Source organism: Shewanella sp. SM73, from assembly GCF_025653795.1.
GTDB classification, from domain to species: Bacteria; Pseudomonadota; Gammaproteobacteria; order Enterobacterales; family Shewanellaceae; genus Shewanella; species Shewanella oncorhynchi.
Genome location: NZ_JAKKRY010000006.1, coordinates 132,138 through 157,931 on the forward strand (window position 1 = coordinate 132,138; position 25,794 = coordinate 157,931).

Annotated in this window: 26 protein-coding genes; 21 read left to right on the forward strand and 5 right to left on the reverse strand. The window is 46.5% G+C overall.

The window, feature by feature from the left end:
* Nucleotides 1–102 precede the first annotated feature (102 nt).
* The 6 genes from L5M51_RS10905 to L5M51_RS10930 all read left to right on the forward strand — a co-directional run bounded on the left by L5M51_RS10905 (nt 103) and on the right by L5M51_RS10930 (nt 5,462).
* Nucleotides 103–1,152 (forward strand): PhoH family protein, encoded by a 1,050-nt coding sequence (locus L5M51_RS10905; RefSeq protein ID WP_263172670.1) that lies wholly within the window; start codon nt 103–105, stop codon nt 1,150–1,152.
* Complete coding sequence (gene ybeY / locus L5M51_RS10910; protein WP_105251690.1) at nt 1,142–1,603, forward strand: rRNA maturation RNase YbeY; 462 nt, start codon at nt 1,142–1,144, stop codon at nt 1,601–1,603. The genes L5M51_RS10905 and ybeY overlap by 11 nt, the downstream gene beginning before the upstream one ends.
* A gap of 40 nt (nt 1,604–1,643) precedes the next feature.
* A complete protein-coding gene (corC, locus tag L5M51_RS10915; protein ID WP_006082742.1) occupies nt 1,644–2,519 on the forward strand; it encodes a CNNM family magnesium/cobalt transport protein CorC in 876 nt (291 codons plus the stop codon).
* Between the two features lie 6 nt (nt 2,520–2,525).
* Nucleotides 2,526–4,100: an apolipoprotein N-acyltransferase gene (lnt, locus tag L5M51_RS10920; protein WP_173243245.1), complete on the forward strand. Its 1,575-nt coding sequence runs from the start codon at nt 2,526–2,528 to the stop codon at nt 4,098–4,100.
* 10 nt (nt 4,101–4,110) lie between these two features.
* Nucleotides 4,111–4,614, forward strand: a complete 504-nt coding sequence (locus tag L5M51_RS10925) for a Tfp pilus assembly protein FimT/FimU (protein WP_173243242.1) — start codon at nt 4,111–4,113, stop codon at nt 4,612–4,614.
* Between the two features lie 188 nt (nt 4,615–4,802).
* Nucleotides 4,803–5,462, forward strand: coding sequence for a class I SAM-dependent methyltransferase (locus tag L5M51_RS10930; protein WP_263172671.1), 660 nt, complete (start codon nt 4,803–4,805; stop codon nt 5,460–5,462).
* Between the two features lie 104 nt (nt 5,463–5,566).
* Here the strand turns inward: L5M51_RS10930 and L5M51_RS10935 are convergent, their stop codons facing one another.
* On the reverse strand, nt 5,567–6,067 hold the full coding sequence (locus L5M51_RS10935; protein WP_173497496.1) for a zinc ribbon-containing protein: 501 nt from the start codon (nt 6,065–6,067) through the stop codon (nt 5,567–5,569).
* A gap of 121 nt (nt 6,068–6,188) precedes the next feature.
* On the opposite strand from L5M51_RS10935, the gene leuS reads away from it, so the two are divergent.
* The 14 genes from leuS (at nt 6,189) to lipA (ending at nt 20,351) form a co-directional block, all read left to right on the forward strand.
* Nucleotides 6,189–8,768, forward strand: a complete 2,580-nt coding sequence (leuS, locus tag L5M51_RS10940; RefSeq protein WP_263172673.1) for a leucine--tRNA ligase — start codon at nt 6,189–6,191, stop codon at nt 8,766–8,768.
* Nucleotides 8,769–8,868: 100 nt separating this feature from the next.
* Nucleotides 8,869–9,363, forward strand: coding sequence for an LPS assembly lipoprotein LptE (lptE, locus tag L5M51_RS10945; protein WP_028761476.1), 495 nt, complete (start codon nt 8,869–8,871; stop codon nt 9,361–9,363).
* Nucleotides 9,364–9,380: 17 nt separating this feature from the next.
* Nucleotides 9,381–10,412 carry a DNA polymerase III subunit delta gene (gene holA, locus L5M51_RS10950; RefSeq protein ID WP_263172675.1) on the forward strand — a complete coding sequence of 344 codons (1,032 nt, stop codon included), beginning with the start codon at nt 9,381–9,383 and terminating at the stop codon, nt 10,410–10,412.
* Between the two features lie 24 nt (nt 10,413–10,436).
* Nucleotides 10,437–11,087 carry a nicotinate-nucleotide adenylyltransferase gene (gene nadD / locus L5M51_RS10955; protein WP_263172676.1) on the forward strand — a complete coding sequence of 217 codons (651 nt, stop codon included), beginning with the start codon at nt 10,437–10,439 and terminating at the stop codon, nt 11,085–11,087.
* A 107-nt stretch (nt 11,088–11,194) separates the two neighbouring features.
* A complete protein-coding gene (gene rsfS, locus L5M51_RS10960; RefSeq protein ID WP_006082751.1) occupies nt 11,195–11,524 on the forward strand; it encodes a ribosome silencing factor in 330 nt (109 codons plus the stop codon).
* Nucleotides 11,524–11,994, forward strand: coding sequence for a 23S rRNA (pseudouridine(1915)-N(3))-methyltransferase RlmH (gene rlmH / locus L5M51_RS10965; protein WP_263172678.1), 471 nt, complete (start codon nt 11,524–11,526; stop codon nt 11,992–11,994). Before rsfS ends, rlmH begins: the two co-directional genes overlap by 1 nt.
* Nucleotides 11,995–12,055: 61 nt before the next feature.
* On the forward strand, nt 12,056–13,912 hold the full coding sequence (gene mrdA / locus L5M51_RS10970) for a penicillin-binding protein 2 (protein ID WP_131523225.1): 1,857 nt from the start codon (nt 12,056–12,058) through the stop codon (nt 13,910–13,912).
* The gene (rodA, locus tag L5M51_RS10975) at nt 13,909–15,015 is read left to right on the forward strand and encodes a rod shape-determining protein RodA (RefSeq protein WP_028761480.1); all 1,107 of its coding nucleotides are present in this window, start codon (nt 13,909–13,911) and stop codon (nt 15,013–15,015) included. The genes mrdA and rodA overlap by 4 nt, the downstream gene beginning before the upstream one ends.
* 16 nt (nt 15,016–15,031) lie before the next feature.
* Nucleotides 15,032–16,108 (forward strand): lytic murein transglycosylase B, encoded by a 1,077-nt coding sequence (gene mltB / locus L5M51_RS10980; RefSeq protein ID WP_263172680.1) that lies wholly within the window; start codon nt 15,032–15,034, stop codon nt 16,106–16,108.
* A complete protein-coding gene (locus tag L5M51_RS10985) occupies nt 16,092–16,937 on the forward strand; it encodes a septal ring lytic transglycosylase RlpA family protein (protein ID WP_131523223.1) in 846 nt (281 codons plus the stop codon). The genes mltB and L5M51_RS10985 overlap by 17 nt, the downstream gene beginning before the upstream one ends.
* Before the next feature lie 141 nt (nt 16,938–17,078).
* The gene (locus L5M51_RS10990) at nt 17,079–18,254 is read left to right on the forward strand and encodes a serine hydrolase (protein WP_028761483.1); all 1,176 of its coding nucleotides are present in this window, start codon (nt 17,079–17,081) and stop codon (nt 18,252–18,254) included.
* Between the two features lie 121 nt (nt 18,255–18,375).
* The gene (ybeD, locus tag L5M51_RS10995) at nt 18,376–18,642 is read left to right on the forward strand and encodes a DUF493 family protein YbeD (protein WP_006082758.1); all 267 of its coding nucleotides are present in this window, start codon (nt 18,376–18,378) and stop codon (nt 18,640–18,642) included.
* 93 nt (nt 18,643–18,735) lie between these two features.
* Complete coding sequence (gene lipB / locus L5M51_RS11000) at nt 18,736–19,389, forward strand: lipoyl(octanoyl) transferase LipB (RefSeq protein ID WP_028761484.1); 654 nt, start codon at nt 18,736–18,738, stop codon at nt 19,387–19,389.
* Complete coding sequence (gene lipA / locus L5M51_RS11005) at nt 19,386–20,351, forward strand: lipoyl synthase (protein ID WP_028761485.1); 966 nt, start codon at nt 19,386–19,388, stop codon at nt 20,349–20,351. The genes lipB and lipA overlap by 4 nt, the downstream gene beginning before the upstream one ends.
* A gap of 165 nt (nt 20,352–20,516) precedes the next feature.
* Here lipA and rimI read toward each other — a convergent pair whose 3' ends face one another.
* A complete protein-coding gene (gene rimI, locus L5M51_RS11010) occupies nt 20,517–21,104 on the reverse strand; it encodes a ribosomal protein S18-alanine N-acetyltransferase (RefSeq protein ID WP_411569248.1) in 588 nt (195 codons plus the stop codon).
* A gap of 47 nt (nt 21,105–21,151) precedes the next feature.
* Nucleotides 21,152–21,517 (reverse strand): hypothetical protein, encoded by a 366-nt coding sequence (locus L5M51_RS11015; RefSeq protein WP_263172681.1) that lies wholly within the window; start codon nt 21,515–21,517, stop codon nt 21,152–21,154.
* A gap of 243 nt (nt 21,518–21,760) precedes the next feature.
* Between L5M51_RS11015 and dpsA the strand changes: the two genes are divergently transcribed.
* Nucleotides 21,761–22,228, forward strand: a complete 468-nt coding sequence (gene dpsA / locus L5M51_RS11020) for a DNA starvation/stationary phase protection protein DpsA (protein WP_028761488.1) — start codon at nt 21,761–21,763, stop codon at nt 22,226–22,228.
* Nucleotides 22,229–22,321: 93 nt separating this feature from the next.
* Here dpsA and L5M51_RS11025 read toward each other — a convergent pair whose 3' ends face one another.
* The gene (locus L5M51_RS11025; protein WP_263172683.1) at nt 22,322–23,578 is read right to left on the reverse strand and encodes a DUF1624 domain-containing protein; all 1,257 of its coding nucleotides are present in this window, start codon (nt 23,576–23,578) and stop codon (nt 22,322–22,324) included.
* Nucleotides 23,568–25,736: a TonB-dependent siderophore receptor gene (locus L5M51_RS11030; RefSeq protein WP_263172685.1), complete on the reverse strand. Its 2,169-nt coding sequence runs from the start codon at nt 25,734–25,736 to the stop codon at nt 23,568–23,570. Before L5M51_RS11030 ends, L5M51_RS11025 begins: the two co-directional genes overlap by 11 nt.
* Nucleotides 25,737–25,794 lie beyond the last annotated feature (58 nt).

Here is a 25,794-nt window from a genome sequence, read left to right on the forward strand (position 1 = left end):
TTTCCGTTAGCAATTATCGGCTATGGCTCGTAAACTAAAATTATCTTGCGATGGTTAACCAACCTCGTACCTTGCTTTCTTATTCGCTATTGGGAGTGCTATTTGTCCAGTAAATTAACTACCATGAATCTGTATCTCGAACCCGCAGAAACACGCCGTTTGGCTTCACTGTGCGGTCCATTCGATGACAATATCAAGCAGATAGAACGTCGCGTTGGCGTTGAAATCGTCCGTAAGAACAATCATTTCCAGATCACCGGACTACCACGCAACTGTTTAAGCGCCAACAACTTACTCAAAGAACTCTACATCGAGACCCAAACGGTTAAAGGCAGCACGCCCGATCTTGAGCCTGAGCAAGTCCATATCGCCATTCAAGCGGCCATTGCCCTAGAGCAAGCAGACGCTAACGACGACAGCGGTATTAATATCAAAACCCGCCGCGGTGTCATTAAGCCACGCAATCCGAATCAAAGCTTGTATGTGGCCAATATTACGCGTCACGATATTACCTTCGGTATTGGTCCAGCAGGAACGGGCAAAACCTACCTTGCCGTAGCAGCGGCAGTAGATGCGTTAGAGCGCCAAGAAGTGCGCCGCATTTTACTGACTCGCCCTGCGGTGGAAGCGGGTGAAAAACTCGGTTTCTTACCTGGCGATCTCAGCCAAAAGGTCGACCCTTATTTACGCCCGCTCTACGATGCCCTGTTCGAGATGCTTGGCTTTGAAAAAGTGGAACGCCTTATCGAGAAAAATGTAATAGAAGTGGCGCCGCTTGCCTATATGCGCGGTCGTACCTTAAACGATGCCTTTATTATTCTCGATGAAAGCCAAAACACCACAATCGAGCAGATGAAGATGTTCCTTACCCGTATCGGTTTCAATTCCCGTGCGGTGATCACAGGCGACATCACTCAAACCGACTTACCTAAACATCAAAAATCAGGGCTACGTCACGCGATTGAAGTGTTAAGCCAAGTCGAAGAAATCAGCTTTAACTTTTTTGTCTCCCAAGATGTAGTGCGCCATCCTGTGGTTGCCCGTATCGTTGAAGCCTATGAAGCCTTCGAGTTAAAAGAGCAATCCTTAAAAGCCAAAAAAGAAAGCCAGTACCAAAAGCAACAGCAGGAAGCCGCAACACATGAGTCTTGAGTTAGCCTTAGATATTCAACATGCCAGCACCAGTGAGTGGCTACCAACGGACGAACAATTCGCCCTTTGGGTCACTACCGCAATTGGCAATAGCATGGATGAAGCTGAATTAACCATACGTATCGTCGATAGCCGCGAGAGCCAAATGCTCAACAATACCTATCGCGGTAAAGACAAACCGACCAATGTACTGTCATTTCCCTTTGAAGCACCACCAGAAATTGAACTTCCTTTACTCGGAGATCTTGTCATTTGCGCGGCAGTCGTTGAAAATGAAGCCCGTGAACAACAAAAACCACTAGAAGCGCACTGGGCACACATGGTTGTACATGGTTGCTTGCATCTGCTAGGGTATGATCACATCGACGATGAAGAAGCCGAAGAGATGGAGTCATTAGAGACTCAACTCATTGAAAGCTTAGGTTTTACTGACCCATATAAGGAACAATAATTAGCTAAGATAATCCCTATCAAAAGCTAATGAGAAAACTATGAGTGACGATATCCCCCCTAGTACGAACGCCCACAAGAAAGGTTGGTTTGATAGAGTAAGTCAGCTATTTCAGGGCGAACCTCAAAATCGCGAAGATCTAGTTGATGTGATTGATGGTGCCGAGCAGCGCGATTTGATCACCCAAGACACCCGCGAGATGATAAAAGGTGTATTAGACGTTTCTGATATGCGTGTTCGGGATATCATGATCCCAAGAGCTCAAATTGTCGCCCTCCAGATAGACAACTCGGTCGAAGAGTTACTTGCGACAGTGATTGGTTCAGGTCACTCGCGCTTCCCCGTCGTTAACGAAGATAAAGATCATATCGAAGGTATATTGCTTGCCAAAGATTTGATCCCTTACGGTTTCTCCAACAGTGATGAGCCCTTCTCACTGGATCGCGTGATCCGTCCCGCCGTGGTTGTGCCCGAAAGCAAACGCGTCGATGTTCTGTTAAAAGAATTCCGCTCTCAACGCTACCATATGGCGATTGTGGTTGATGAGTACGGCGGTGTATCGGGTCTTGTGACTATCGAAGATATTCTTGAAGAAATTGTCGGCGAGATTGAAGACGAATTCGACCACGATAGCACTGAAGAAACCGAGATCCGCAAAGTTGGTAACACGGTTTATATGGTTAAAGCCTTGACGCCAATCGAAGATTTCAACGAAGAATTCAACACTGAATTCAGCGATGAAGAGTTTGATACCGTCGGCGGCTTAGTCTCACACGCCTTTGGCCATCTGCCAGAACGTAACGAGAGCATCATCATTGAAGGCATAGAATTTAAAGTCATCAATGCTGACACTAGGCGTTTAATCCAACTCAGAGTTAAACTCCCCGATCCTAATACTGGCGAAGACGTAGAATAATCACTCGTGCTAAAAAAAATCCGGGCTTTTGCCCAACAACAGTCCCAACCTAGTGCTTTGAGACTCGTACTGGCATTTGCCCTTGGCGCCAGTACGGCGCTTTCATTTGCGCCCTATTCCATTTGGATAATCTATCCGTTTGCCATGGCTATTGCCCTCTGGCACAGCCGAACGCTGAGCGCTAAGGCAAGCTTTTACTATTGGTTAAGCTTTGGATTTGGCTGTTTTTCCGTAGGGATCAGCTGGGTTCACGTGAGCATGGATACCTTTGGTGGTATGCCGCTCATTGCCTCCGTTGGGTTAATGGCCTTGTTAGCCTTGTATTTAGCCTTGTATCCAGCGCTAACTGGTTTAGCGCTGGTTTGGTTAACTAAAACGCTGAGCCATGATGGTGAAACTCGATTTGGTCTTTGGCGTAATCTCGCCCTATTCCCCGCGTTATGGACCTTGACCGAATGGGCTCGTGGCTGGGTAATGACAGGCTTCCCTTGGTTATGGGCGGGTTACTCGCAAACTCAAGGGCCGCTAAAACCCCTTGCCAGCATCATAGGCACACTGGGAATAAGTTTTGTATTGGCCATGCTCGCTGGTGCATTAGCACTTTGTTTTACTAAGCGTTATAAGAGTTTACTGCTTTTACTGCCGCTCAGTATTCTGGCCGTGTGGGCTGCGCCTAAACTTTGGGAGATTCATCCTACGGGTGAAAATATTAAAGTGGCACTGGTACAAGGCAATATTCCCCAAAGCATGAAGTGGGAACCCGATGCCCTGTGGCCGACGCTGTTAAAATACATGGATTTATCCCGTGAACATCTGGATGCCGATATCATTATTTGGCCAGAAGCGGCAATTCCAGCGCCAGAATCTATGGTGCAGGACTTCTTAGATAACGCCAATAAAGTCGCCAATCTAAACCATACCTCAATTATCACTGGCATTATTAGCCATCAAAACAATGAGTTCTATAATTCATTGATTGTGCTTGGTAATCATAATCAGAAACAACAAGCAGGCCCTGACTATGAGGGCGATGGTAGTAATCAATTTAAGAAACACCATCTGTTGCCAATTGGCGAGTTTGTCCCCTTTGAAGCGCTGCTGCGCCCGATAGCACCTTTCTTTAATTTGCCCATGTCGTCCTTTACACGAGGCGAATATCAACAGCCTAACCTCAGCGCCCTAGGCCATAAAATCGCGCCAGCAATTTGTTATGAAATTGCCTTTCCGGAACAGTTGCGCGACAACGTTAATCAAGGGACAGATATACTATTAACTGTCTCTAACGATGCATGGTTTGGTAGCTCAAATGGGCCATTACAGCATATGGAAATCGCTCAAATGCGCGCGGTTGAATTGGGTCGGCCTCTATTACGCGCAACCAACAATGGCGTGACAGCCATAGTCGATGAGCATGGCAATATTACAGCGTCATTGCCACAGTTTGAAATAGGCGTGCTAAGTGCAACCATTCCATTAGTCACAGGGCAAACTTGGTTTGCAAAATTAGGCCAAATGCCCCTACTGATACTCTGTGGTTTAATCGTTCTACTCGGTCTTGCCCGACGTTTTAAAGCGCAATAGGATTGAGGCCATGCATTACCAAGTCAATAAACAAGATGTGGCAGGTTTTACCTTAATTGAACTTGTCGTTGTGATTATTGTGCTTGGGATCTTGGCTGTGATCGCCGCGCCTAGATTTATCGGTTTAAGTAAAGAAGCGCGGGTACAAACCTTAAACCAAGTACAGGCCGGCGTTAAAACAGCCAATATACTAGCTTACTCAAAAACCCAAATGCCTAGCCTACTGAGCCAAGCGGTAGCTGGGCGCGATGATATTATTGATATCGACCTCAATGGTGATGGCACGCCAGATACACGATTAAAATGGGGTTACCTCGATAATACTGATGTGGAAAAATGGATCACCTCAGATGATAAACTTATCATCCAATATCAAGGCATTGATATCACTTATATAGGCTACGATCTTAACAACAATTCCTTAGTGAATGATGACCAATGCTATTTCCGCTACACCCAAGCCAGCGATGCCAGCACTGCGCCGCAATATGATATCAACACCCAAGGTTGTTAGGCTGACACTCAGTTAACCTGTGTTATCACGCAATTGTCTGCGAATACATTAGGCTGATTGCGCGTTCCACGTTAAGGTGAACGATTAGACGTGGCCTTATACCAATCACAGTGACTGTGTCTGCATAGCCAATATGATTGGTACCATTACCTCGTTCCTTAACCAAGGTACACAGTCAAGGCAACTCTATGGCACAGCTTCGCGTGCGCTACCAAACCCACGAATTTGGGGATCTCGACATTCATGTCAGAACCCTAAGAAATAACCAAGAATTTGAAGACCTAGATGGCGAAGCTGAAAAGCTCGGTATTTCCTCCGCAACTTGGCCATTATTTGGCATAGTTTGGCCGTCTAGCCAAGTGCTATCCCATCATATGGCCGATTATCAAATTGATAATAAACGCATTCTTGAAGTTGGCTGCGGTATAGGGCTGGCAAGTCTAGTGCTAAACCACAGACATGCCGACATCACAGCAACCGACTATCACCCCGAGACGGAAAATTTCCTTAAGCAAAATATCGATTTAAATCATGGTCGTGCGATTCCGTTTGTTCGAACAGGATGGGCAGATGCACAAACGAATTTAGGCTTATTTGATCTGATCATCGGTAGCGATCTCTTGTACGAACAAGAGCATGCCGATCTGTTGTCACAATTTATTGAGCAGCATGCTAAACCGGTTTGTGATGTAGTCTTAGTCGATCCAGGCCGTGGTAATCATGCAAAATTCAGTAAACGTATGGTGACCTTAGGCTACGAACACTCACAACATAAACCCATTCACACTGAATTTTTATTAGCGCCCTTTGGCGGTCAAATCCTCAACTACTCTCGTACCAACAATTGATATAACAGCCTAATTAATGCAGATATGAGCCATTTAGGTCTAATAGAACTCTAAAAAAAACGACGCAGAGGCGTCGTTTTAGCTGCATAACATCATCACCTTGATTAAGGCGTTAGCGGCTCGCGGGTAAATTCTTCATGATCACACTCTGGACAATCTGGGATGGGACTTGGAAATTCAATACTCATTTCATTGCCACAGTTAGTGCACACCATGATGCCCTGATTCACTATGTCACCACTTTTGTAGTAGCCTTGGTGCTTAAAATCTTGCGTTAACTCATGCCATTCTACTTGGCTGCGGTCGGTGATTTCACTGAGCCAATGCCAAAGCGTATTCTCTAAAGTAATCACGGTTGGGCTATGACTCAAACTATCCGCGTTCTGCTCACGGAGAAAACTCGTAATATCACGCTTTAAGAATTGTTCGACTAAAGCGAGTTCATCTTCCCCTGCCTGTTCTTTAAGACGTAAATACTCCTTACCTTGAGTGACAGAATTAAATAAGTTCTTTACAGTCATAGTGTTATCTTCTGAAAATTGAGATTTCACTTCGGTAATTAAGGCTTGATACAGTCCTAGTAACGCGTTACTTCTATCATTCATAACCAATACTCCTTCATACGAACCTTTTTAATGCATCGCTTCTAGTTTATTCTATGCAGATCTTACTCGCGCTGATATGGCGTTAGATCCAATAATAGGCGGCACTGCCGGAAATAGAGTGATGCAAGAGCAATATAATCCCTCAGAAATTGAAGCCTTAGTGCAAAAGCACTGGCATGACAACAAAACCTTCGAAGTCACTGAAGACGCAAACAAAGAAAAGTTTTATTGCCTTTCGATGTTTCCGTACCCTTCTGGCAGACTCCACATGGGACACGTACGCAACTATACCATAGGTGACGTAGTTGCACGCTTTCAACGTCTTCAAGGCAAAAACGTGCTCCAGCCTATTGGTTGGGACTCCTTTGGTTTGCCCGCAGAAAATGCCGCAATTAACAACAAGACTGCGCCTGCACCATGGACCTATGAAAACATAGAATACATGAAGAACCAGCTGAAATTGCTGGGTTTTGGTTACGATTGGAGCCGTGAAATCGCCACTTGTACCCCTGAATATTATCGCTGGGAACAATGGTTCTTCACTAAGTTGTACGAGAAAGGCCTAGTCTATAAAAAGACAGCTTCAGTCAACTGGTGTCCAAACGATGAAACCGTACTGGCGAACGAGCAAGTTCAAGACGGTTGCTGCTGGCGCTGTGATACCCCTGTGGAACAAAAAGAAATTCCACAGTGGTTTATTAAGATCACTGCCTATGCAGAAGAATTATTAAACGATATCGATACCTTAGATGGCTGGCCTGAACAGGTTAAGACCATGCAGCGCAACTGGATTGGTCGCAGCGAAGGTGTGGAAATGACCTTCGGCGTCGCAGGTCACGATAAAAGCTTCGATATCTATACCACGCGTCCAGATACCTTAATGGGCGTGACCTATGTGGCGATTGCCGCAGGTCATCCATTAGCTGAAATCGCCGCGCAAACCAATCCTGAGCTTGCCGCCTTTATCGATGAGTGCAAAAACAGCACAACATCTGAAGCCGAACTCGCGACCATGGAAAAACGCGGTGTCGCTACAGGGCTTTTCGCCATTCATCCTATCACTGGTAAGCAAGTCCCAATTTGGGCAGCTAACTTTGTGTTGATGAACTATGGCACAGGTGCCGTAATGTCAGTTCCTGGGCACGACCAACGTGACTTTGAATTTGCAAAAAAATACGGTCTAGCGATTGAAGCTGTGATCAAGCCTGTTGATGGCGAAGTGGACATTAGCGAAACCGCTTATACCGAAAAAGGCGTACTGTTTAACTCGGGTGAGTTCGACGGTTTAGACTTTGAAGCGGGCTTTAATGCCATCGCTAACAAGTTAGTCGCCGAAGGTAAAGGCAAGCGCCAAGTCAACTATCGCCTGCGCGATTGGGGTGTTTCACGTCAGCGTTACTGGGGCGCACCAATCCCTATGGTGACCTTAGCAGACGGCACTGTGATCCCAACGCCAGCAGATCAACTGCCAGTATTGCTGCCAGAAGATGTCGTGATGGACGGTATTCAAAGCCCAATCAAGGCCGATAAAGAATGGGCAAAAACCCAAGTTAATGGCCAAGATGCGCTGCGCGAAACCGATACCTTCGATACCTTTATGGAATCCTCTTGGTATTACGCCCGTTACTGCAGCCCGCATGCAGACGAAATGTTAGACCCCGCTAAAGCCAACTACTGGCTACCTGTGGATCAATACATTGGCGGTATCGAACACGCTTGTATGCATTTGTTATATTTCCGCTTCTTCCACAAGTTGCTGCGTGATGCAGGTCTGGTTAACTCTAACGAGCCAGCTAAACAATTGCTGACCCAAGGTATGGTGTTGGCCGATGCTTTCTACTACATCAACGAAAAAGGCGCCCGTGTATGGGTTTCGCCTTTAGATGTAGCGACTACAGAAAAAGACGACAAGGGCCGTATTACTAAGGCTATCGACAAAGACGGCAACGAGCTGGTTTATACCGGCATGTGCAAGATGTCTAAGTCGAAAAACAATGGTATCGATCCTCAAGTCATGGTCGAAAAATACGGTGCAGATACGGTTCGCCTATTTATGATGTTCGCCTCACCACCAGAATTAACTCTGGAATGGCAAGAGTCTGGCGTTGAAGGCGCACACCGCTTCATTAAACGTCTGTGGAAACTTGCAAACGAGCATGTGAACCAAGATAACAGCGAAGCCTTAGATGTCAGCAAGTTAACTGCCGATCAAAAAGCGCTGCGCCGTGAAGTCCACAAGACGATCGCGAAAGTGACCGACGATATCGGCCGCCGTCAGATGTTCAACACTGCGGTTGCCGCCGTGATGGAACTGATGAACCATCTGCAAAAAGCACCACAAACCACAGGTCAAGACAACGCCATTATTGGCGAAGCCTTATCGGCCATCGTACGTTTGCTGTACCCTATCATTCCGCATGTGAGCTTTAACCTGTGGAACGAGTTAGGTAATGCAAGCAACATCGAAGACAGCCAATGGCCAGTCGTTGATGAAGCTGCGCTAGTTGAAGACAGCAAGCTCATCGTTGTGCAAGTTAACGGTAAAGTTCGCGCAAAAATCACAGTAGCCGCCGACGCTGATAAAGAATCAGTAGAAGCCTTAGGCATGAGTGATGAACACGTGATCAAATACCTAGACGGCCTAATAGTACGTAAAGTGATCTATGTGCCGGGCAAACTGCTCAGCATAGTGGCCAATTAACGGCTGCTAATAACTCGCTATACTCAAAGCCAATGAAGTTGCAGCATAGCTGCAACTTCAAGCCTGTAGGGTATACCACGAATAGGAAACCGCGAAATCTATGCTAATCAAACGCATATGCTTCGCAATCATGGCACTGGTCATTATGACCAGTGCTGGTTGCGGTTTTAAGCTTCAACGCAGTTATCAGATCCCTGATGCCCTCAATCATTTGAGTTTGAGCAGCGTGGATGAATACAGTGAACTCACCCGTCTGGTGCGTGAACGCCTGCGCTTGAACAATATCCAAGTTGTCGACGCCGCCGATGACGTTCCAGTATTAAGGCTAATCACCGACTCCCTTGAACGCTCGACATTATCTTTGTACCCCACAGGTAACGTCGCCGAGTATGAGCTAATTTATTTAGTCGAATTTGCTGTGGCACTGCCGGGCAAAGAAGCGCAGCCTTTCAAGGTTGAAATTCGCCGCGACTACTTAGACGATCCGCGTACCGCATTGGCAAAGAGTCGTGAAATGGAATTGCTGACGAAGGAAATGCGTATCCAAGCTGCCGATCGTATTCTGCAGGCAATGGCCAGTACTGAGGTGAATTAATGCGGGGCTATCATTAAATGAGAGTCTATCCAGACCAACTCTCCCGCCACCTTAACCAGTTATTTCCTTGTTATCTGATTTTTGGGGATGATCCTTGGTTGATTGAAACCACCAAAGATCAGATCCGCCAATTCGCCAAGCGTCAGGGATTCGATGAAAAAGTCCAACTCATTCAAGAGACGGGCTTTAATTGGAACGATCTGACTCAGGAATGGCAGGCCATGAGCCTGTTTTCCAGTAAACGCTTGATTGAGCTAACCCTTCCCCAAGCTAAGCCCGGTGCCGAAGGCTCAAGCACACTGCAAGCCCTATTGCAGACGCCCAATCCCGATATGCTGTTGATTATCGAAGGGCCAAAGCTCGCCACAGAGCAAACCAACAGTAAATGGTTTAAGACCTTAGATGCCCATGGCATGTATCTGCCCTGCGCCACGCCAGAGGGCGAGCAGTTTATGCGCTGGCTCGATGGCCGCATCAAGCACTTTAAGCTCAATCTGCAGCCTGATGCCCGTGCTATGCTGCATTCTCTGTATGAAGGGAATTTACTGGCTGCCGATCAAGCCATGCAGTTGCTGCAACTCCTGAGCCCAACAAAACCCGTCAGTGCCGACGAACTGGGCCACTATTTTGAAGATCAGTCGCGCTTCACCGTATTCCAACTCACGGATGCATTGCTGAATAATAAACAGGATAGCGCGCAGCACATGCTAGCCCAGCTCAATAGCGAAGGCACTGCCTTACCTATCCTGCTGTGGGCCTTGTTTAAAGAACTCGGTTTGTTATTCAATTTGAAATGCGAGCAAGCCCAAGGCGTTGCGCTAAGTGCACTCTGGGGTAAACATCGAATTTGGGATAAACGTAAACCACTGTATCAAGCGGCGCTGCAACGACTCAGCCTTGAACAACTCGAACATATGCTCGCCCTCGCCTCGAAACTTGAGCTCAACTTAAAGCAACAGGGGAAAGAGGATTGGACTGGTCTGAGCCACCTGTGTCTGTTATTTGATCCTAGAGCCCATCGGCATCTGGCACATATAGCCATAGACTAATCATAGGTTAACCAAAGGCTTGATATGCGTATTGGTATTTTAGGCGGCACCTTTGACCCGATACACTATGGTCATATCCGTCCTGCGATTGAAGTGAAGCAAGCATTAGCCTTGGATAAAATCCTACTGATGCCGAACCATATTCCGCCCCATAAACAGCAGCCTAACTTAACCACAACACAGCGCCTCAAAATGGTAGCTGATGTCTGTCAGCAACTCGACGGATTTGCACTGTGCGACATCGAAGCTAAACGTGACACGCCTTCCTACACAGTTGTCACGCTTGAGCAACTGAAAGCCTTACATCCGGAAGACGAGCTGTTTTTTATCATGGGGATGGACTCTTTCATCCAATTAAAAAGCTGGCATGAGTGGCAACGCCTATTCGACTTTGCCCATCTCGTTGTCTGCCAGCGCCCGGGTTGGCAGCTCGATGCAGAGCATCCTATGCAACAGGTATTGACGGCCCGCAGTCAAGCGCCCCAAGGGACTGTGGAAGGTCGTACTAGCAGCGTCCATAAAAACTGTGGGCAGATTTTCCCTGTGACAATTACGCCACAGGATATTTCCTCAACTCAAATCCGCGAACAACTGGCAAAAGGCGAAATTCCCACCGATTTACTCATGCCAGTCACGCTAGATTACATCCAAAATCAACGACTTTACTTACCTTAGCTCGAACCGTAAGCAGATATCGCCAACTCAACTGCCAATGACAATGTATTCCCAGCAGCAACACTGGTATACTACCGCGCTATTTAAAATTAATGAGGTACGCCAGCGTGCAGAGCGCGGAATTAAAACAGTTTGTTGTCGACAAGATCGACGACTTGAAAGCCAGAGACGTTGTTGTTCTGGATGTCAGCAAGCAATCTAACATCACTGACTACATGGTCATATGTTCAGGTACATCAAAGACTCACGTTAAAGCTATCGCCGAAAACCTTGTGGTTGAAGCGAAAAAAGCCGGTATTCCACCTTTAGGTGTTGAAGGCCGCGAAAGCAGCGAATGGGTTCTTGTGGACATGGGCGATGTGATCCTGCACGTTATGCAAGATCAAACCCGTGATTTCTACCAGCTTGAAAAGCTCTGGTCAGAAAAGCAAGACTGATGAAGTTACAGCTCATCGCAGTAGGAACACGGATGCCCGATTGGGTTACCCGTGGTTTCGAAGAATACCAGCGCCGTTTTCCCCGTGATATGGCGCTGGAGCTTATCGAAATACCCGCTGGAAAGCGGGGGAAAAATGCCGACATTGTCCGGATACTTCAAAAAGAAGGCGAACAAATGTTGGCGGCCATTTCCAAAGGTAATCATATTGTTAGCTTAGATCTCCCCGGCAAAAACTGGACGACCCCCGAGCTAGCAACCGCGCTGACTAAATGGCAACTCGATGGTCGCGACGTCAGTTTACTGATTGGTGGACCAGAAGGATTAGCGCCAGCTTGCAAAGAAGCGGCAAACCAAAGTTGGTGTCTTTCGGCATTAACCTTACCCCACCCACTCGTACGGGTGGTGGTTGCCGAAAGTTTGTACCGCGCGTGGAGCGTGAACACGAATCACCCCTACCATAGAGAATAGCGGGATCTTGATGTTAACGAGTGTCAACCACCCGTCATGGGATCAGCCGGAGATAGCATAAGTGTCGCCAAAAAAGCGGATAACAATGCATGATCACGCCGCCGAGGCGTCTCTTTTTAAGCGCAGGGCGCTTTTCACTTTTTTTTGCGTTTTCGCTCTATTTTGCGTACTAGTCACCAACCTTTATCATTTACAGGTTGAATCCTATAAAGATTATGCAACTCGCTCAAATGATAATCGCATCCGTGTTGTTCCAATTGCCCCTAGTCGTGGTCTCATTTACGATCGCAACGGCATACTTTTAGCTGAAAATTTACCCTTTTATTCCCTCGATCTCGTGCCTGAAAAAATCAGTAACATGTCAGAGACCTTAGATGAACTCGGCAAGTTAATTGAGATCAGCGATGACGAGCGCGAAACCTTTACTGACGCCCTGAAATTTCATCGCCGTTTCAAACCGTTAACACTGAAAAACCAGCTCACCGAAGAGCAAGTGGCCATTTTTAGTGTTAACCAACACAGATTTCCGGGTATTTCAGTCGAAGCGGGTCTTAAACGTAACTATCCCTACGGCGCGCAAATCACCCATGTGCTGGGCTATGTAGGCAAAATTAACACCCGAGATCGCGCCCAACTTGAACGCAGCGATCTGTGGAAAAACTATGCGGCAACCAAAGACATTGGTAAGCAAGGCATTGAAAAATTTTATGAATCTTTGCTGCATGGCAAACCCGGACACTTAGAAGAAGAAGTGAACAACCGCGGCCGCGCCATTCGCACCTTAAAAATTGTGCCGCCAGAGCCGGGGCAAGATATTTACCTCACCTTAGATCTCAAGCTGCAACAAAAAGCGGTGGAACTACTCACAGGTCTGCGCGGTTCTATTGTTGCCATCGATCCCCGTGACGGTGGAGTATTAGCTATGGTATCGAGCCCAAGCTATGATCCAAACCAGTTTGTACAAGGCATTAATAGCAAAGATTACAGTGCGTTACTCAATGATAAATCCCGCCCTTTGATCAACCGTGCGACTCAAGGTCAATATGCACCTGCGTCTACCATCAAGCCTCACCTCGCACTGTTAGGCCTTGATGAGAAAGCCATTAGCGAGAGTACCCGAGTGTGGGATCCCGGTTTTTGGCAAATACCTGGTGTTGAACGTAAATACCGCGACTGGAAACGCTGGGGGCATGGCTGGGTCAACGTTTATAGCGCGATTGTAGAATCCTGCGATACCTTTTTCTATGAGTTAGCCTATAAGGTCGGTGTCGATCATATCGCCCGCTTTATGGAACAATTTGGCTTTGGCCAAAATACAGGGATTGATATCTTTGAAGAATCGGCTGGCAATATGCCATCCAAAGAATGGAAACGCTTAAAGTACAATCAAGCTTGGTATATAGGCGACACCATTTCCGTAGGTATTGGCCAAGGTTATTGGACGGCAACGCCATTACAACTCGCTAATGCCGTTGGGATTATGGCCAACAAAGGCCGCCGTCTCCCGCCACATCTGCTGAGATCCATTAAAGACAATACTGCCAAAATTGACTCACCGATTAATGAGTTACCGCCAATTGAACTTAAAAATCCCCGTAACTGGAACATCATCAACGAAGCTATGCGCCAAACTGCAAATAAGTCACGCTTTACCGATGCCACTTACACTGCCGCAATGAAAACCGGTACTGCACAGGTCATCGGCGTGGCGGAAAATACTAAATACGATGCCAGTAAAATTGCCGAACATTTCCGCGATAATGCCTTAGTTGTGGCCTATGCGCCCTTCGAGGATCCTAAAATAGTCCTCGCCGTCGTGATGGAAAACGCAGGTTGGGGCGGCGCAAATGCTGGCCCAGTCGCTCGAGCTATGCTCGATGAATATATGCTTAGAGATACTTGGAAACCCATACCATGAGTACCCATAGCCAATATCAAAACATCTGGCAACGCTTGCACATAGACTTGCCATTATTGCTCGGACTATTAGCTGTGATGGGCTTTGGCCTGTTTGTCATCTATTCTGCCAGCGGTGCAGATTTAGAGATGATGGAACGACAACTATTCCGTATGGTGTTGTCGCTAGGCATCATGTTTACCATGGCACAAATCAATCCTGAAGCGCTTAAACGTTGGGCATTACCCATTTATCTTGCGGGGGTTGTCTTGCTGCTTGGGGTACACTTTTTCGGTGAAATCAATAAAGGCGCGCAGCGCTGGTTGAACTTAGGCTTTATGGAGTTCCAACCCTCAGAGCTTATTAAACTCGCCTTCCCCATCACAATGGCTTGGTATATCAGTAAGTTCCCTCTTCCCCCCAAGAAACGTTACCTCGCTGGCGCAGGAGTGATTTTACTCGTACCAACCCTATTGATCGCTAAACAACCCGACTTAGGCACCTCAATTTTGGTGGCCGCATCGGGGATTTTTGTGCTGTTTTTATCGGGTATGAGCTGGATCATTGTTGGCAGTTTTATCGCGGCAGTACTCGCCTTCCTGCCTATCCTTTGGTATTTCTTGATGCACGATTACCAAAGAACGCGGGTATTAACCCTGCTCGACCCTGAACAAGATCCCCTCGGCGCGGGTTATCACATTATCCAGTCGAAAATCGCCATCGGCTCAGGTGGGCTTTGGGGCAAAGGTTGGCTCGAAGGCACTCAATCACAGCTTGAGTTTATTCCCGAGCGCCATACCGATTTTATCTTTGCGGTGATAGGTGAAGAATTTGGCTTAATTGGCAGTATCTTACTGTTAATTATGTACCTTTACATCATAGGCCGTGGGTTAGTCATCGCCTCCCGCGCACAAACCAGTTTCGCTCGTCTACTGGCTGGCAGTATCACGCTGACGTTTTTCGTTTATGTTTTTGTGAATATTGGCATGGTTTCAGGTATCCTGCCCGTGGTAGGTGTACCACTGCCCCTTGTCAGTTATGGTGGAACCTCCATGCTGACATTGATGACAGGGTTTGGCATTCTTATGAGCATTCATACCCATAGACGTTTCGTAGATAGATAATTTTAGGGACTTTTTTATGCCTACTCTCCGAGCTTATTTGGCTCCACTCGGTTTACTGTGTTTAAGTTCATGCTTAGTCGCATGCACCACGGCAAATGAACCGACACCCGCGCAGGCACCCGCTTCAAGCACCCCAGTGGCTCCCGCAGTGGATAAAGTACTAGTACCCGCAACTCCCGCTGAGCTCAAAGAAGAGTTTATCCAAGCTCAAGTAAAACAAGGTTTTACTCGGACAGAAGTGCTCGCTTTTCTAGACAAAGCAAAATACAACCAAGGGGTTATCGATGCGATGACCCGTCCATGGGAAGCAAAACCTTGGCATGTGTATTACCCGATTTTTTTAACAGAAAAACGTCTTGATGCTGGGCTCGCTTTTTGGAAAAAACACGAGAAAACCATTGCTAAAGCGGCGGCTAAGTACCATGTCGACTCACAGATTATCGTTGCCATTATTGGGATTGAAACCTTCTACGGTCAGTTCACAGGTAATTACCCCGTAATTGATTCCCTCTATACCTTAGGTTTTCACTACCCGCCTCGCGCCACCTTTTTTCGCAAGGAATTTGGTGAGTTGATGAAATTAGTCAAAGAAGAACACTTAGATATCAATACCCTCAAAGGCTCCTATGCGGGTGCCATGGGTTATGGACAGTTTATTCCCTCAAGTTACCGCCATTACGCCGTCGATTTCGATAACAGTGGTAACCGCGATTTATTGCAAAGCCCAGAGGATGCAATTGGCAGTGTTGCCAATTATTTCCATGAACACGGTTGGCAAGCCAATGCACCAGTTGCTTTGCCGCTGGTCAATAGCAGCCAAACAGCGCCAAAAGCAAAAGTATGGGCAGGCGAAAAGCTCAATTATAAAGTCGCCAATATTCTAACGCCAACCTTGTCCTTGGCTGATGCGAGGGACTTGGATGTCTCGCAAAAAGCCTTACTCATTAAACTGGAACAAGCCGATCACGATGATTATTGGCTTGGCTTAAACAATTTTTATGTAATCACTCGCTATAATCGCAGTCCTTTGTATTCAATGGCCGTTTATCAATTTAGCCAACAATTAAAGGAACAGCATGCCGCTAAAAAATAATCTTTTACAGCTTGTCGCTTTGGTTGCGTGCTTCACACTTGTTGCGTGTTCTTCGAGCCCAAACCAAGCTAGCTCCAGCACAAACAAAAAAAATATGGACCCCAACAAGGGGCGCTATTCGCTAAAGAATGACAAGCTGCCACTCAATCCACCCAATGTGGATCATGTGCCAAATGCCACGCCTAAGTACGAGCCCTATAGTCGCCGCGGTAACAAGCCTTATACGGTTTACGGCGAGTCTTACACGGTGATGAACACAGGCCAAGGTTTTAGTGAAACGGGCCGTGCCTCATGGTACGGTGAAAAATTTCATGGCTATGAGACATCCAATGGCGAACCCTATGACATGTATTCCATGTCAGGTGCCCATAAAACGCTGCCACTGCCAAGTTATGCTCGGATCACTAACTTAGATAACAATAAGCAAGTGATCATTCGTATCAACGATCGCGGGCCATTCCACTCAGACCGTATTCTCGACGTCTCCTACGCCGCCGCCTATAAACTCGGCATGCTCGGCAAAGGAACCGCGCGGATCAAACTCGATGTGGTGTATGTCGGCAGTGTCGCGGCCACTAATTCGGCTATTGCCAGCGCGCAAGATACAGGTAATCATTACATTCAGTTAGTCGCATCGAAAGATAAAGCCAAACTCAATACCATGGCGAAAAATCTGGAGCGAAAATATCAGGTAAAGACCCGTGTACAAGCCGCAAACAATATGTTTAGACTACAGCTCGGCCCCATAGGCCAACCTGAATTAGCAGACAAACTGCTCAATAACGTCCAGCAAAATGGCTTTCCTGAGGGCTATATAGTCCATGAGTAATGACTGTTTGCTCGGACCAGAATTGATTTAAAAATAGATATGAAGGAACCTTCACTAAAACCCACAGTCAGAAAGTGGTACACTGTTGGAGATCTTCTCGAATCCTTTCCATTTAATACAACCAAAAGACGTGCCAAGTTAATGATGAATTTTGTAAAAAGTCCCATTAAAACATTGCTGCTAATTTCCAGTGTGTCTCTCCCCGTTTATGCTGCGCAGCCTATTATTACACCTGATGCACCAGCAGTGGCCGCCAAGGCTTTCGTCTTGATGGATTATAATTCGGGCCAGATTATCGCTGAGAGTAACGCTTATGAAAGCCTTAACCCAGCCAGCCTAACTAAAATGATGACCAGCTATGTCATAGGTCAAGAAATCAAAGCGGGCAATGTCTCGGTCGATGATGATGTGACTATCAGTAAAAATGCCTGGTCTAAAAACTTCTCTGACTCCTCGAAGATGTTCATTGAAGTCGGTACTACCGTTAAAGTCGGGGATTTAAACCGCGGTATCATCATCCAATCGGGTAACGATGCGTGTGTGGCTATGGCAGAGCATATCGCTGGCACCGAAGGCGCCTTCGTTGACATGATGAACTCATGGACAAAACAGCTGGGTATGCGTGATAGCTACTTCGAAAACTCCCATGGATTAGACTCAGAAAACCACAAAACAACTGCCTATGATATGGCATTGTTAGGTGCAGCCTTAATCCGCGACGTTCCAGAAGAATACCGCATCTATAGCGAAAAATTTTATACCTTCAACGGTATCAAACAATATAACCGTAATGGTTTGTTGTGGGATAACAGCATGAGCGTGGACGGTATCAAGACAGGCCACACCTCTGGTGCAGGTTACAACTTAGTCGCATCTGCAACCAAAGACGGCATGCGTTTGATTTCTGTGGTTCTGGGTACTCAAAGTGAATCAGCCCGTAAAGCTGAAAGTAAAAAGTTACTGACCTATGGCTTCCGTTTCTTTGAAACTGTCACGCCTTACAAAGCGGGTGATAGCTTCACAACCCAACAAATATGGTACGGTGACAAGAGCACTGTTGATTTAGGCGTCGCAACTGATACACCTATTACAATCAGCCGTGGCCGTGGTAAAGACTTGAAAGCAAACTTCGAGTTGACTAAGCCATTAGATGCACCGTTGAAAAAAGGTGAAACTGTAGGCCGTCTATTCTTCCAACTTGATGGTAAAGACATTGCCCAGTTCCCGCTGGTGACCTTGCAAGAAGTCAACGAAGGTAGCTGGTTTAGTAAATTAGTCGATTACTTTAAGCAGATGTTTTCTGGATGGTTTAGCTAAGCTAAGTCCCATAAATAAAGCCACCTTAGGGTGGCTTTATTTTTTTGGGGAGTGCATCGCCCTTGAATCGGGTATAATCGCCACCATATATATCCCAATATAGCCGCTAAGAGTACTGAGTATGTTAGACACTAAATTTGATGAACTGATGGATTTCCCTTGCGCATTTCCTTTTAAGGTCGTCGGTGAAGCCCACGAAACGCTAACTGACAAAGTCGTGGCTGTGGTACAAAAACATGCACCGGGTGATTATTCACCTTCGACAAAAACGTCGAGCAAAGGTAGCTATCACTCCATTACTATCCGCGTGACAGTGACAAGCAAAGACCATATCGAAATTTTGTACACTGAACTTGCCGCTATCGAAGGCGTACGCCGCGTACTATAAATATTCCTCAAGGCCATGAAATGTGATCTGTCTTACATTTATGGTCAAGAGGCGTATAATAGCGCCACTCAATTCTAAGGGGAGAGGTTGCCCTTGCAAGACACGACTTTGCACATTCGGCATCTTGGAAAACAAGATTACGAATCAGTGTGGCATGCTATGCAGCATTACACTGACACGCGTAATAGTGAGAGCCCAGATGAGCTGTGGATAGTAGAACACCCACCCGTGTTTACCCAAGGCCAAGCTGGTAAAAGCGAGCATATTTTGAATGCTGGCGATATTCCGGTGATCCAAGTGGACCGTGGTGGCCAAGTCACTTACCACGGCCCTGGACAACTAGTGGTATATCCTCTTCTCGACATAAAACGTAGTAAAGTCGGCGTGCGTCAACTCGTTACTCATATAGAGCAAAGCATTGTCGATATGCTCGCCAAGTACGACATTAACGCTTATGCCAAGGCCGATGCGCCGGGTGTATATGTGGATGAACGTAAAATTGCCTCCCTCGGATTACGCATCCGTAAAGGCTGTTCATTCCATGGATTAGCCCTTAATGTCGATATGGATTTAGCACCATTTCGCCGCATCAACCCTTGTGGTTATGCCGGTCTTGAAATGGTGCAATGCAAAGCACTTGGCGGACCACAAACCGTGATTGAAGCGGGCGAGCAACTTACTATTACTTTTAGCCAATTACTGGGCTATCAACACCTAGTTCATCATCAAGGATTAGCAGCGTCATGAATAGGCCTGAACGTTTACAACCCGGAGTAAAACTAAGAGATGCCGATAAAGTGTCTCGTATTCCGGTCAAAATCGTCCCATCAGAGCGCGACACTATGTTGCGTAAACCCGATTGGTTACGGGTTAAACTGCCAGCATCGAATCAACGCATTTTAGACATCAAGCAAGCGCTGCGTAAAAATGGCCTGCACTCTGTCTGTGAAGAAGCCTCTTGCCCTAACCTCGCGGAATGCTTCAACCACGGCACAGCAACCTTTATGATTTTGGGTGCGATTTGTACACGTCGTTGCCCATTCTGCGACGTGGCCCATGGTCGTCCGCTTAAGCCTGATGCTGAAGAGCCAGTTAAATTGGCGCAAACAATCCGCGATATGAAGCTAAAATATGTGGTGATTACCTCTGTAGATCGTGACGATTTACGTGATGGTGGCGCACAGCATTTTGCCGATTGTATCCGTGAGATCCGCAAGCTTAATCCGGACATCAAGATCGAAACCTTAGTGCCTGATTTCCGTGGTCGTATCGATGCTGCCTTAGATATTTTATCGACTGAGCCGCCTGATGTGTTTAACCACAACTTAGAAACGGCGCCCATGCATTATCGTAAAGCGCGCCCAGGTGCGAATTACCAATGGTCGCTCGATCTGCTAAAACGCTTTAAAGAACGTCATCCCAATGTGCCCACTAAATCAGGTCTGATGATGGGACTGGGTGAAACCAACGAAGAGATCGCTCAAGTACTGCGTGATCTGCGAGAACATAAAGTTGAAATGCTGACCTTAGGCCAATACCTACAGCCGTCTAAGTTCCATTTGCCGGTTGAACGTTATGTGCCACCAGCAGAGTTTGATGAGCTTAAAGCCTTAGCCGATGAATTAGGTTTTACCCATGCAGCCTGTGGTCCATTAGTGCGCTCAAGCTACCATGCGGACCTGCAAGCCCAAGGTAAAGAAGTGAAATAACCTTCTTGCTTAGATGCAGAGCTTAGGTGATGTAGATTTCAAGGTTATTAAAATAGAAAAACAGCGCTTAGGCGCTGTTTTTTATTGGCTGTTTTTTTATGACTGTTGTTTATGAAGAGTGGTTCGTATAGCTGTCGTTATACGACATGAACACTAATGCTCTGCTTATTCTTGGGTTATCGCTAAATCCATCAAGATAGCATCTTCTTTACCGCCCTCTATCGGGTAGTAACCTTTGCGACGTCCCGATTCAATAAAGCCAGCCTTTTGATATAAAGCACGGGCGCCGAGATTAGACTCTCGCACTTCTAACATAAGCACCACAGCGCCCGATACCTTGGCCGATGCCATCACAGCCTTGAGTAATAACTTGCCGTAACCTTTGCCCTGCTGACTCGGTAATAGGCAAATATCCAATAAAGTCACTTCATCGATAATTTGCTGCACTATCGCAAACCCTAAAAGTCCTTCGATGTGATAAGTATCTGAATCCGAATCGACGTCAATATTTGCCTCAGTATTTGCACCTACATCTAAGTGAGCACTCAGCTGTAAACCTAGGACACGGTACAAGTGACCAAAACAATCGGCAAGATTCCCCTCACTCATGGGATGGCTATGGGCCAAGGATTCAAGCTGCGCCATTTGGGGAACATCTTCAAGCGTGAGAGCCACAAGCTCAACAGGCAAACCTACTGTCAATTGTGCTGCGAATGGTGTCGTGAATAGACTATCTACTGGTGGGATGTTCAACGCCGGTATTCCAAAGTATTGGTTATTAATGTATTTACGAGTAAAGCTTAAGACTTGCTTGGCGCTTGGCCGCTAATTTGGTCGCGCCATTGGTAAATCTGCTGCCAGAGCGCGCTTTTAGCCTGCCAACCCACCAATAAATCGGCCAACGGCTCAGACACTAACCATGCGGTACGTGGCCTGACTTTGTGACGTCGCAGATCCCAAACGATCTGTTTACCCGTATGGGGCTCACAGTCAAAATCACATTCGTCCCGCTTTATGTCGATAAGCGTTAGCACAGCGTCAATAAGCGGCTCTGCTTCTGGTAACTCACCATTTTCATCCCAAATCACTAAATAAGGTTTCACCTTAGTGTCGCGCACTCGCCAAGTTGTCACATTCATGGCGGTTAAATAGGCTGATTTATTCATTAGGGTCAGTTTTATTCAATTAAAGTATCAACTCACAATATGCCGCTAGGATAGCAGTTCTGCCATGGCATTGTTACTGCAGCACGGCGAAAGGAGATGATATCTGGCTTTATCGCTTACGAGATTTAACACTCGGAAGTTCAATCGAATTTATAGATTTACAAAATCTAATTTACTCATTTTACATTTAATATCAGAAGATTAGACTAAACACACTCAGTAAGACAATAGAAGGAAAACGCCATGATTAACATAGGTATCAATCAAGCTCACAGAGAAGAAATCGCCGCAGGGCTAAACCAACTATTGGCTGACAGCTACAGTCTTTACCTTAAGACCCATAGCTTTCACTGGAACGTTACTGGCCCAATGTTCACTAGCTTACACTTGCTATTTGAACAGCAGTATACCGAACTAGCCCTTGCGGTCGACCTTATCGCAGAGCGTGTACGTGCATTAGGCGCCAGAGCACTCGGCTCATATTCAGCCTATGCCGCGCTGACCGAGATAAAAGAAGATCAAGGTGTCACTCAAGCCGAAACCATGATCCGCGAACTATTAAGCGATCAGGAGCTAGTAATCCGCAATGCCAGAGCCTTGTATCCGCTGGTGAATCAAGCGAATGATGAGGCGACTGCGGACTTACTCACCCAGCGCATCCAACTGCATGAGAAAAACGCTTGGATGTTACGCAGCTTACTCGCAGAATAATCGCTAAATAGATTATTGCTCTGACCAAAGCAAAAAGTCGCCAAGTAAACACTTGGCGACTTTTGCATTTAAAGCTTGATCAAACAGAATAGATTAGAGGTACTTAATCCAAGCCTGAGTGCTGTGCTTTTTATATTCGCTAAATCGCTTAACGGGATAATACAATGCGATGGCTAACACGCCCGCGATAAACCAAACCCATCCTATATTGCTCACGCCAAAGTACTCACCATGGTTTGCGCCAAAGATGAATTTCGCTAAAGTATAAAGCAGTAACAGCACGTACAAATGTAAGATATAGAAGAACATAGGGACTGAGCCAAACACAGACAACCCATGGCCCACTCGCGCTAATCTCCCACCCACTTTCCCACTTGATGCAAAATACCGCTCAAAGGCCACTAAGCAAAAGAACATGCCGCCTAAGGTCACCAGTAAAAAGCTTAATGATGGCGGGTATTTCGTTAAATTGAATACCGACATCAAGGTTTCACCCAAATGTGCCCCCGACTGCCAAGGCAAGGTTTCACCATAAAGGTTAAACCCACGTAGCACCGCAAAAAGTACCCAACAGCTGATCCCTAAAAACAACAGCTTTTGCTGGCGAGCCGATGCATCAAGATGGCTTCCGTTCGGTTTATTACTAAAAAGTAGCCCTGCAACATAACCCAGTAAGATCACCCCAATCCAAGGCAGCACGGGATAACTCACCTTAACCCTAAGCACACCTTCGCTGACGAGATAACCACGGTCGTGCAATATGGTCCACAGACCGTAAGCCCACTCATTGGGCTGAAAACCAATTGGTGTCAACAGATTATGGCCAAAAACAATCGCAAATCCTAAAAGGGCCATCCAAGGTCTAGGCAGGTTTATCAGCGCAGCGAGCGCTAACATACTCAGACCAATCACCCAAATCACCTGTAACCAAAGGGTGTAATAGCTGACCATCCAAGAGAGGTTAGAGAAGTTAATCACAAAAATTTCCAGCGCGATTAAAAACAGCCCGCGTTTAATCAAAAACATACGTGCTGAACGTGGCTCGCCATGGCTACGATTGGCATAAAGCCATGCAGAAACCCCGGTTAAGAACACAAAGACTGGCGCACAAAAATGGGCGGCAAAGCGACTCACAAAAAGCCCCCAAGAAGTCGAACTCAAATCCATAGGATCGCTCACCTGCATGTGAAAGAAAAACCGCTCCCGCACATGGTCGAGTAACATGATAAGCATCACGGCGCCGCGCATCATATCGATACTATTAATCCGGGTGCGGCCAATAGAACGACCCAGTTCTTGCTCGGCAAAACCTGAAGATAACGCTGGGTTAGCACTGATATTAGAATTCATAGCTGACACTCACTTTAATGCTACGTGGCTCACCCGGCACGGCCCAAAGAGCGGAATAGCTACTCGCGATGTAATGTTCATCCAGTAAGTTATCCAGATTCACTCCAAGGCTTAAGTTGTCGCTTAAGTGGGTGTTCATAAACAACCCAAGTAACTGATAAGAAGGCAATTGAAAACTCGGATCGGCAGAATCGCCGAGGCGCGAATCCACATAACGCCAGCTAAGCCCTAGATGACCATCAATAGAAAGCCTATTCAAATCCTGTTTCAGAATCACACTCGCGGTATGCTTTGGCACATTCACCAGTGGACTGCCTGCAGGAATGAGCACGCCCCAATCAGGATTCAAGCTGTCATTGGCGGTACGGGTATTAAGATAGGCATAGGATAATTTTGCTTGTAAATCCTCCGTCAGTTCGGCGGCTAAATCGAGTTCAACCCCGCTACTTTTAGCTTTACCTAAGGTGGCAGAAAAACCAACATTGATAGGATCTGAGGTCAAGATATTGCTCTTTTGGGCATCGAACACGGCTAAACTACCGTTTATAGGAAGATCGTTTAACCAAGTACCATTAAACTTCATCCCCAGTTCAACCGACTGACTCTCTTCCGCTTCGAATGGCTTACCCGCAAAGTCAGTTCCAGAAAGCGGTAAAAAGCCTTCAGAATAAGAGCTATAGAAACTTAAGGCATCGGACCATAAATACACCAGACCCACCTTGGGGCTGACTCGACTATCGGTTTGCTCTGACAGAGTATCTTTCGCGACTTCACTGATATCTTGCTGATAACTATCGAACCTTAGCCCAAGGTGCAACTTCCACTTTTCTGTTAAATCCATTTGATCTTGCAGATAGGTCCCCCACGCCTTTTGAGTCTCGTTATTCTCATACAACAAACTCACCTCTGGCTGAGGCCCACCGTATTGAGGGGCATAGATATCGATGGCGTATTCACCTTTTTTGCCCCGATAACGATACAGTCCCGTCTTCAAATTGTAGTGATAGACATCTGCACCAAGCAGCAAATTATGACGAATAAAACCCGTATCCACATGACCACTTAACTCTAGACGCAGCGAATTATCCTCAGAGGCGTAGTCACGATATCTGTGCTGCCTAGTCAGCGTGCGACCATCATCAAATAGCGATTGCCGCCCCTTTGCTAACTCGGCATCAGACGAATACCCCTTCAAGCTAGAGTCTCGGTAGTTATAGCCAGCAGTTAATGACCAATCATTTAATTCATAGTCATAGGTCAGCTGATGCCCTGTGGCATTCACCTCCGTTGCGCCATCATTAGGCTCACCTAAATAACGCGAGCGGGGTACGGTATTAATATCGTTATTGAGCACAATAATGCCGCGATCGAATAGCTGTTCCTGCTTGAGGTATTCCATTTCATACAGCAAGGAAGCTTTTTCGGAAATCTGCCAACGCACAGACGGCGTAACGATTTTTTTATCGCTAAACACATAATCACGAAAACTATCGTGTTCCTGCCAAGCGCCATTAATCCGAAATGCCAAGTTATCGGTTAAACCTGAGGTCACATCACCTTCTAACCGATATTGGTCGAAACTCCCAGCCGATGCTTTTAAATAACCACTGGTTTCATATTGGGGTTTCTTAGTGACGATATTAACTGTGCCACCGGGCTCCGAGCGGCCATAAAGTGCCGAACCTGGGCCTTTTAAAATCTCGACATAGGCAACGTTTGATAAATCTCTATGACCACTAAAACCTCGGCCACCATTAAAGCCATTGATTAAATACCCCGATGGCATGTTTTCGTTGCCCGGAAAGCCGCGTAGGGAAAAACTATCCCATAAACCGCCGCCATTGTTTTGCCGCGCCACACTCGCGGAATAGTCCAGTACATCTTGAAACCGCGTCAGCCCCGCATCTTTTATCAATTGCTCGTCTAACACACTGATCGCTTGGGGAAGTTCAGTTGAGGACACATTGCCACGATAGGCTTGGCGATAGTGGATACTTAAACGTTCAATGTCAGTGTCAAGCACTGCGTCACTCACAGTATCAATAGCTTGTGAACTCGATTGACTGCTTTCTGCGGCCAACAACATTGAAATAGGATTGAGCACAAACAAGGCGCCCAGCAACAGCGCAGTGCGCTTAGGGACATAAAAAGAAGTCATTTTCACTCCGAAAATAAACAGCATAGGCGCCTTAGCTAAGCCAAGGCGCTCAAAGTTA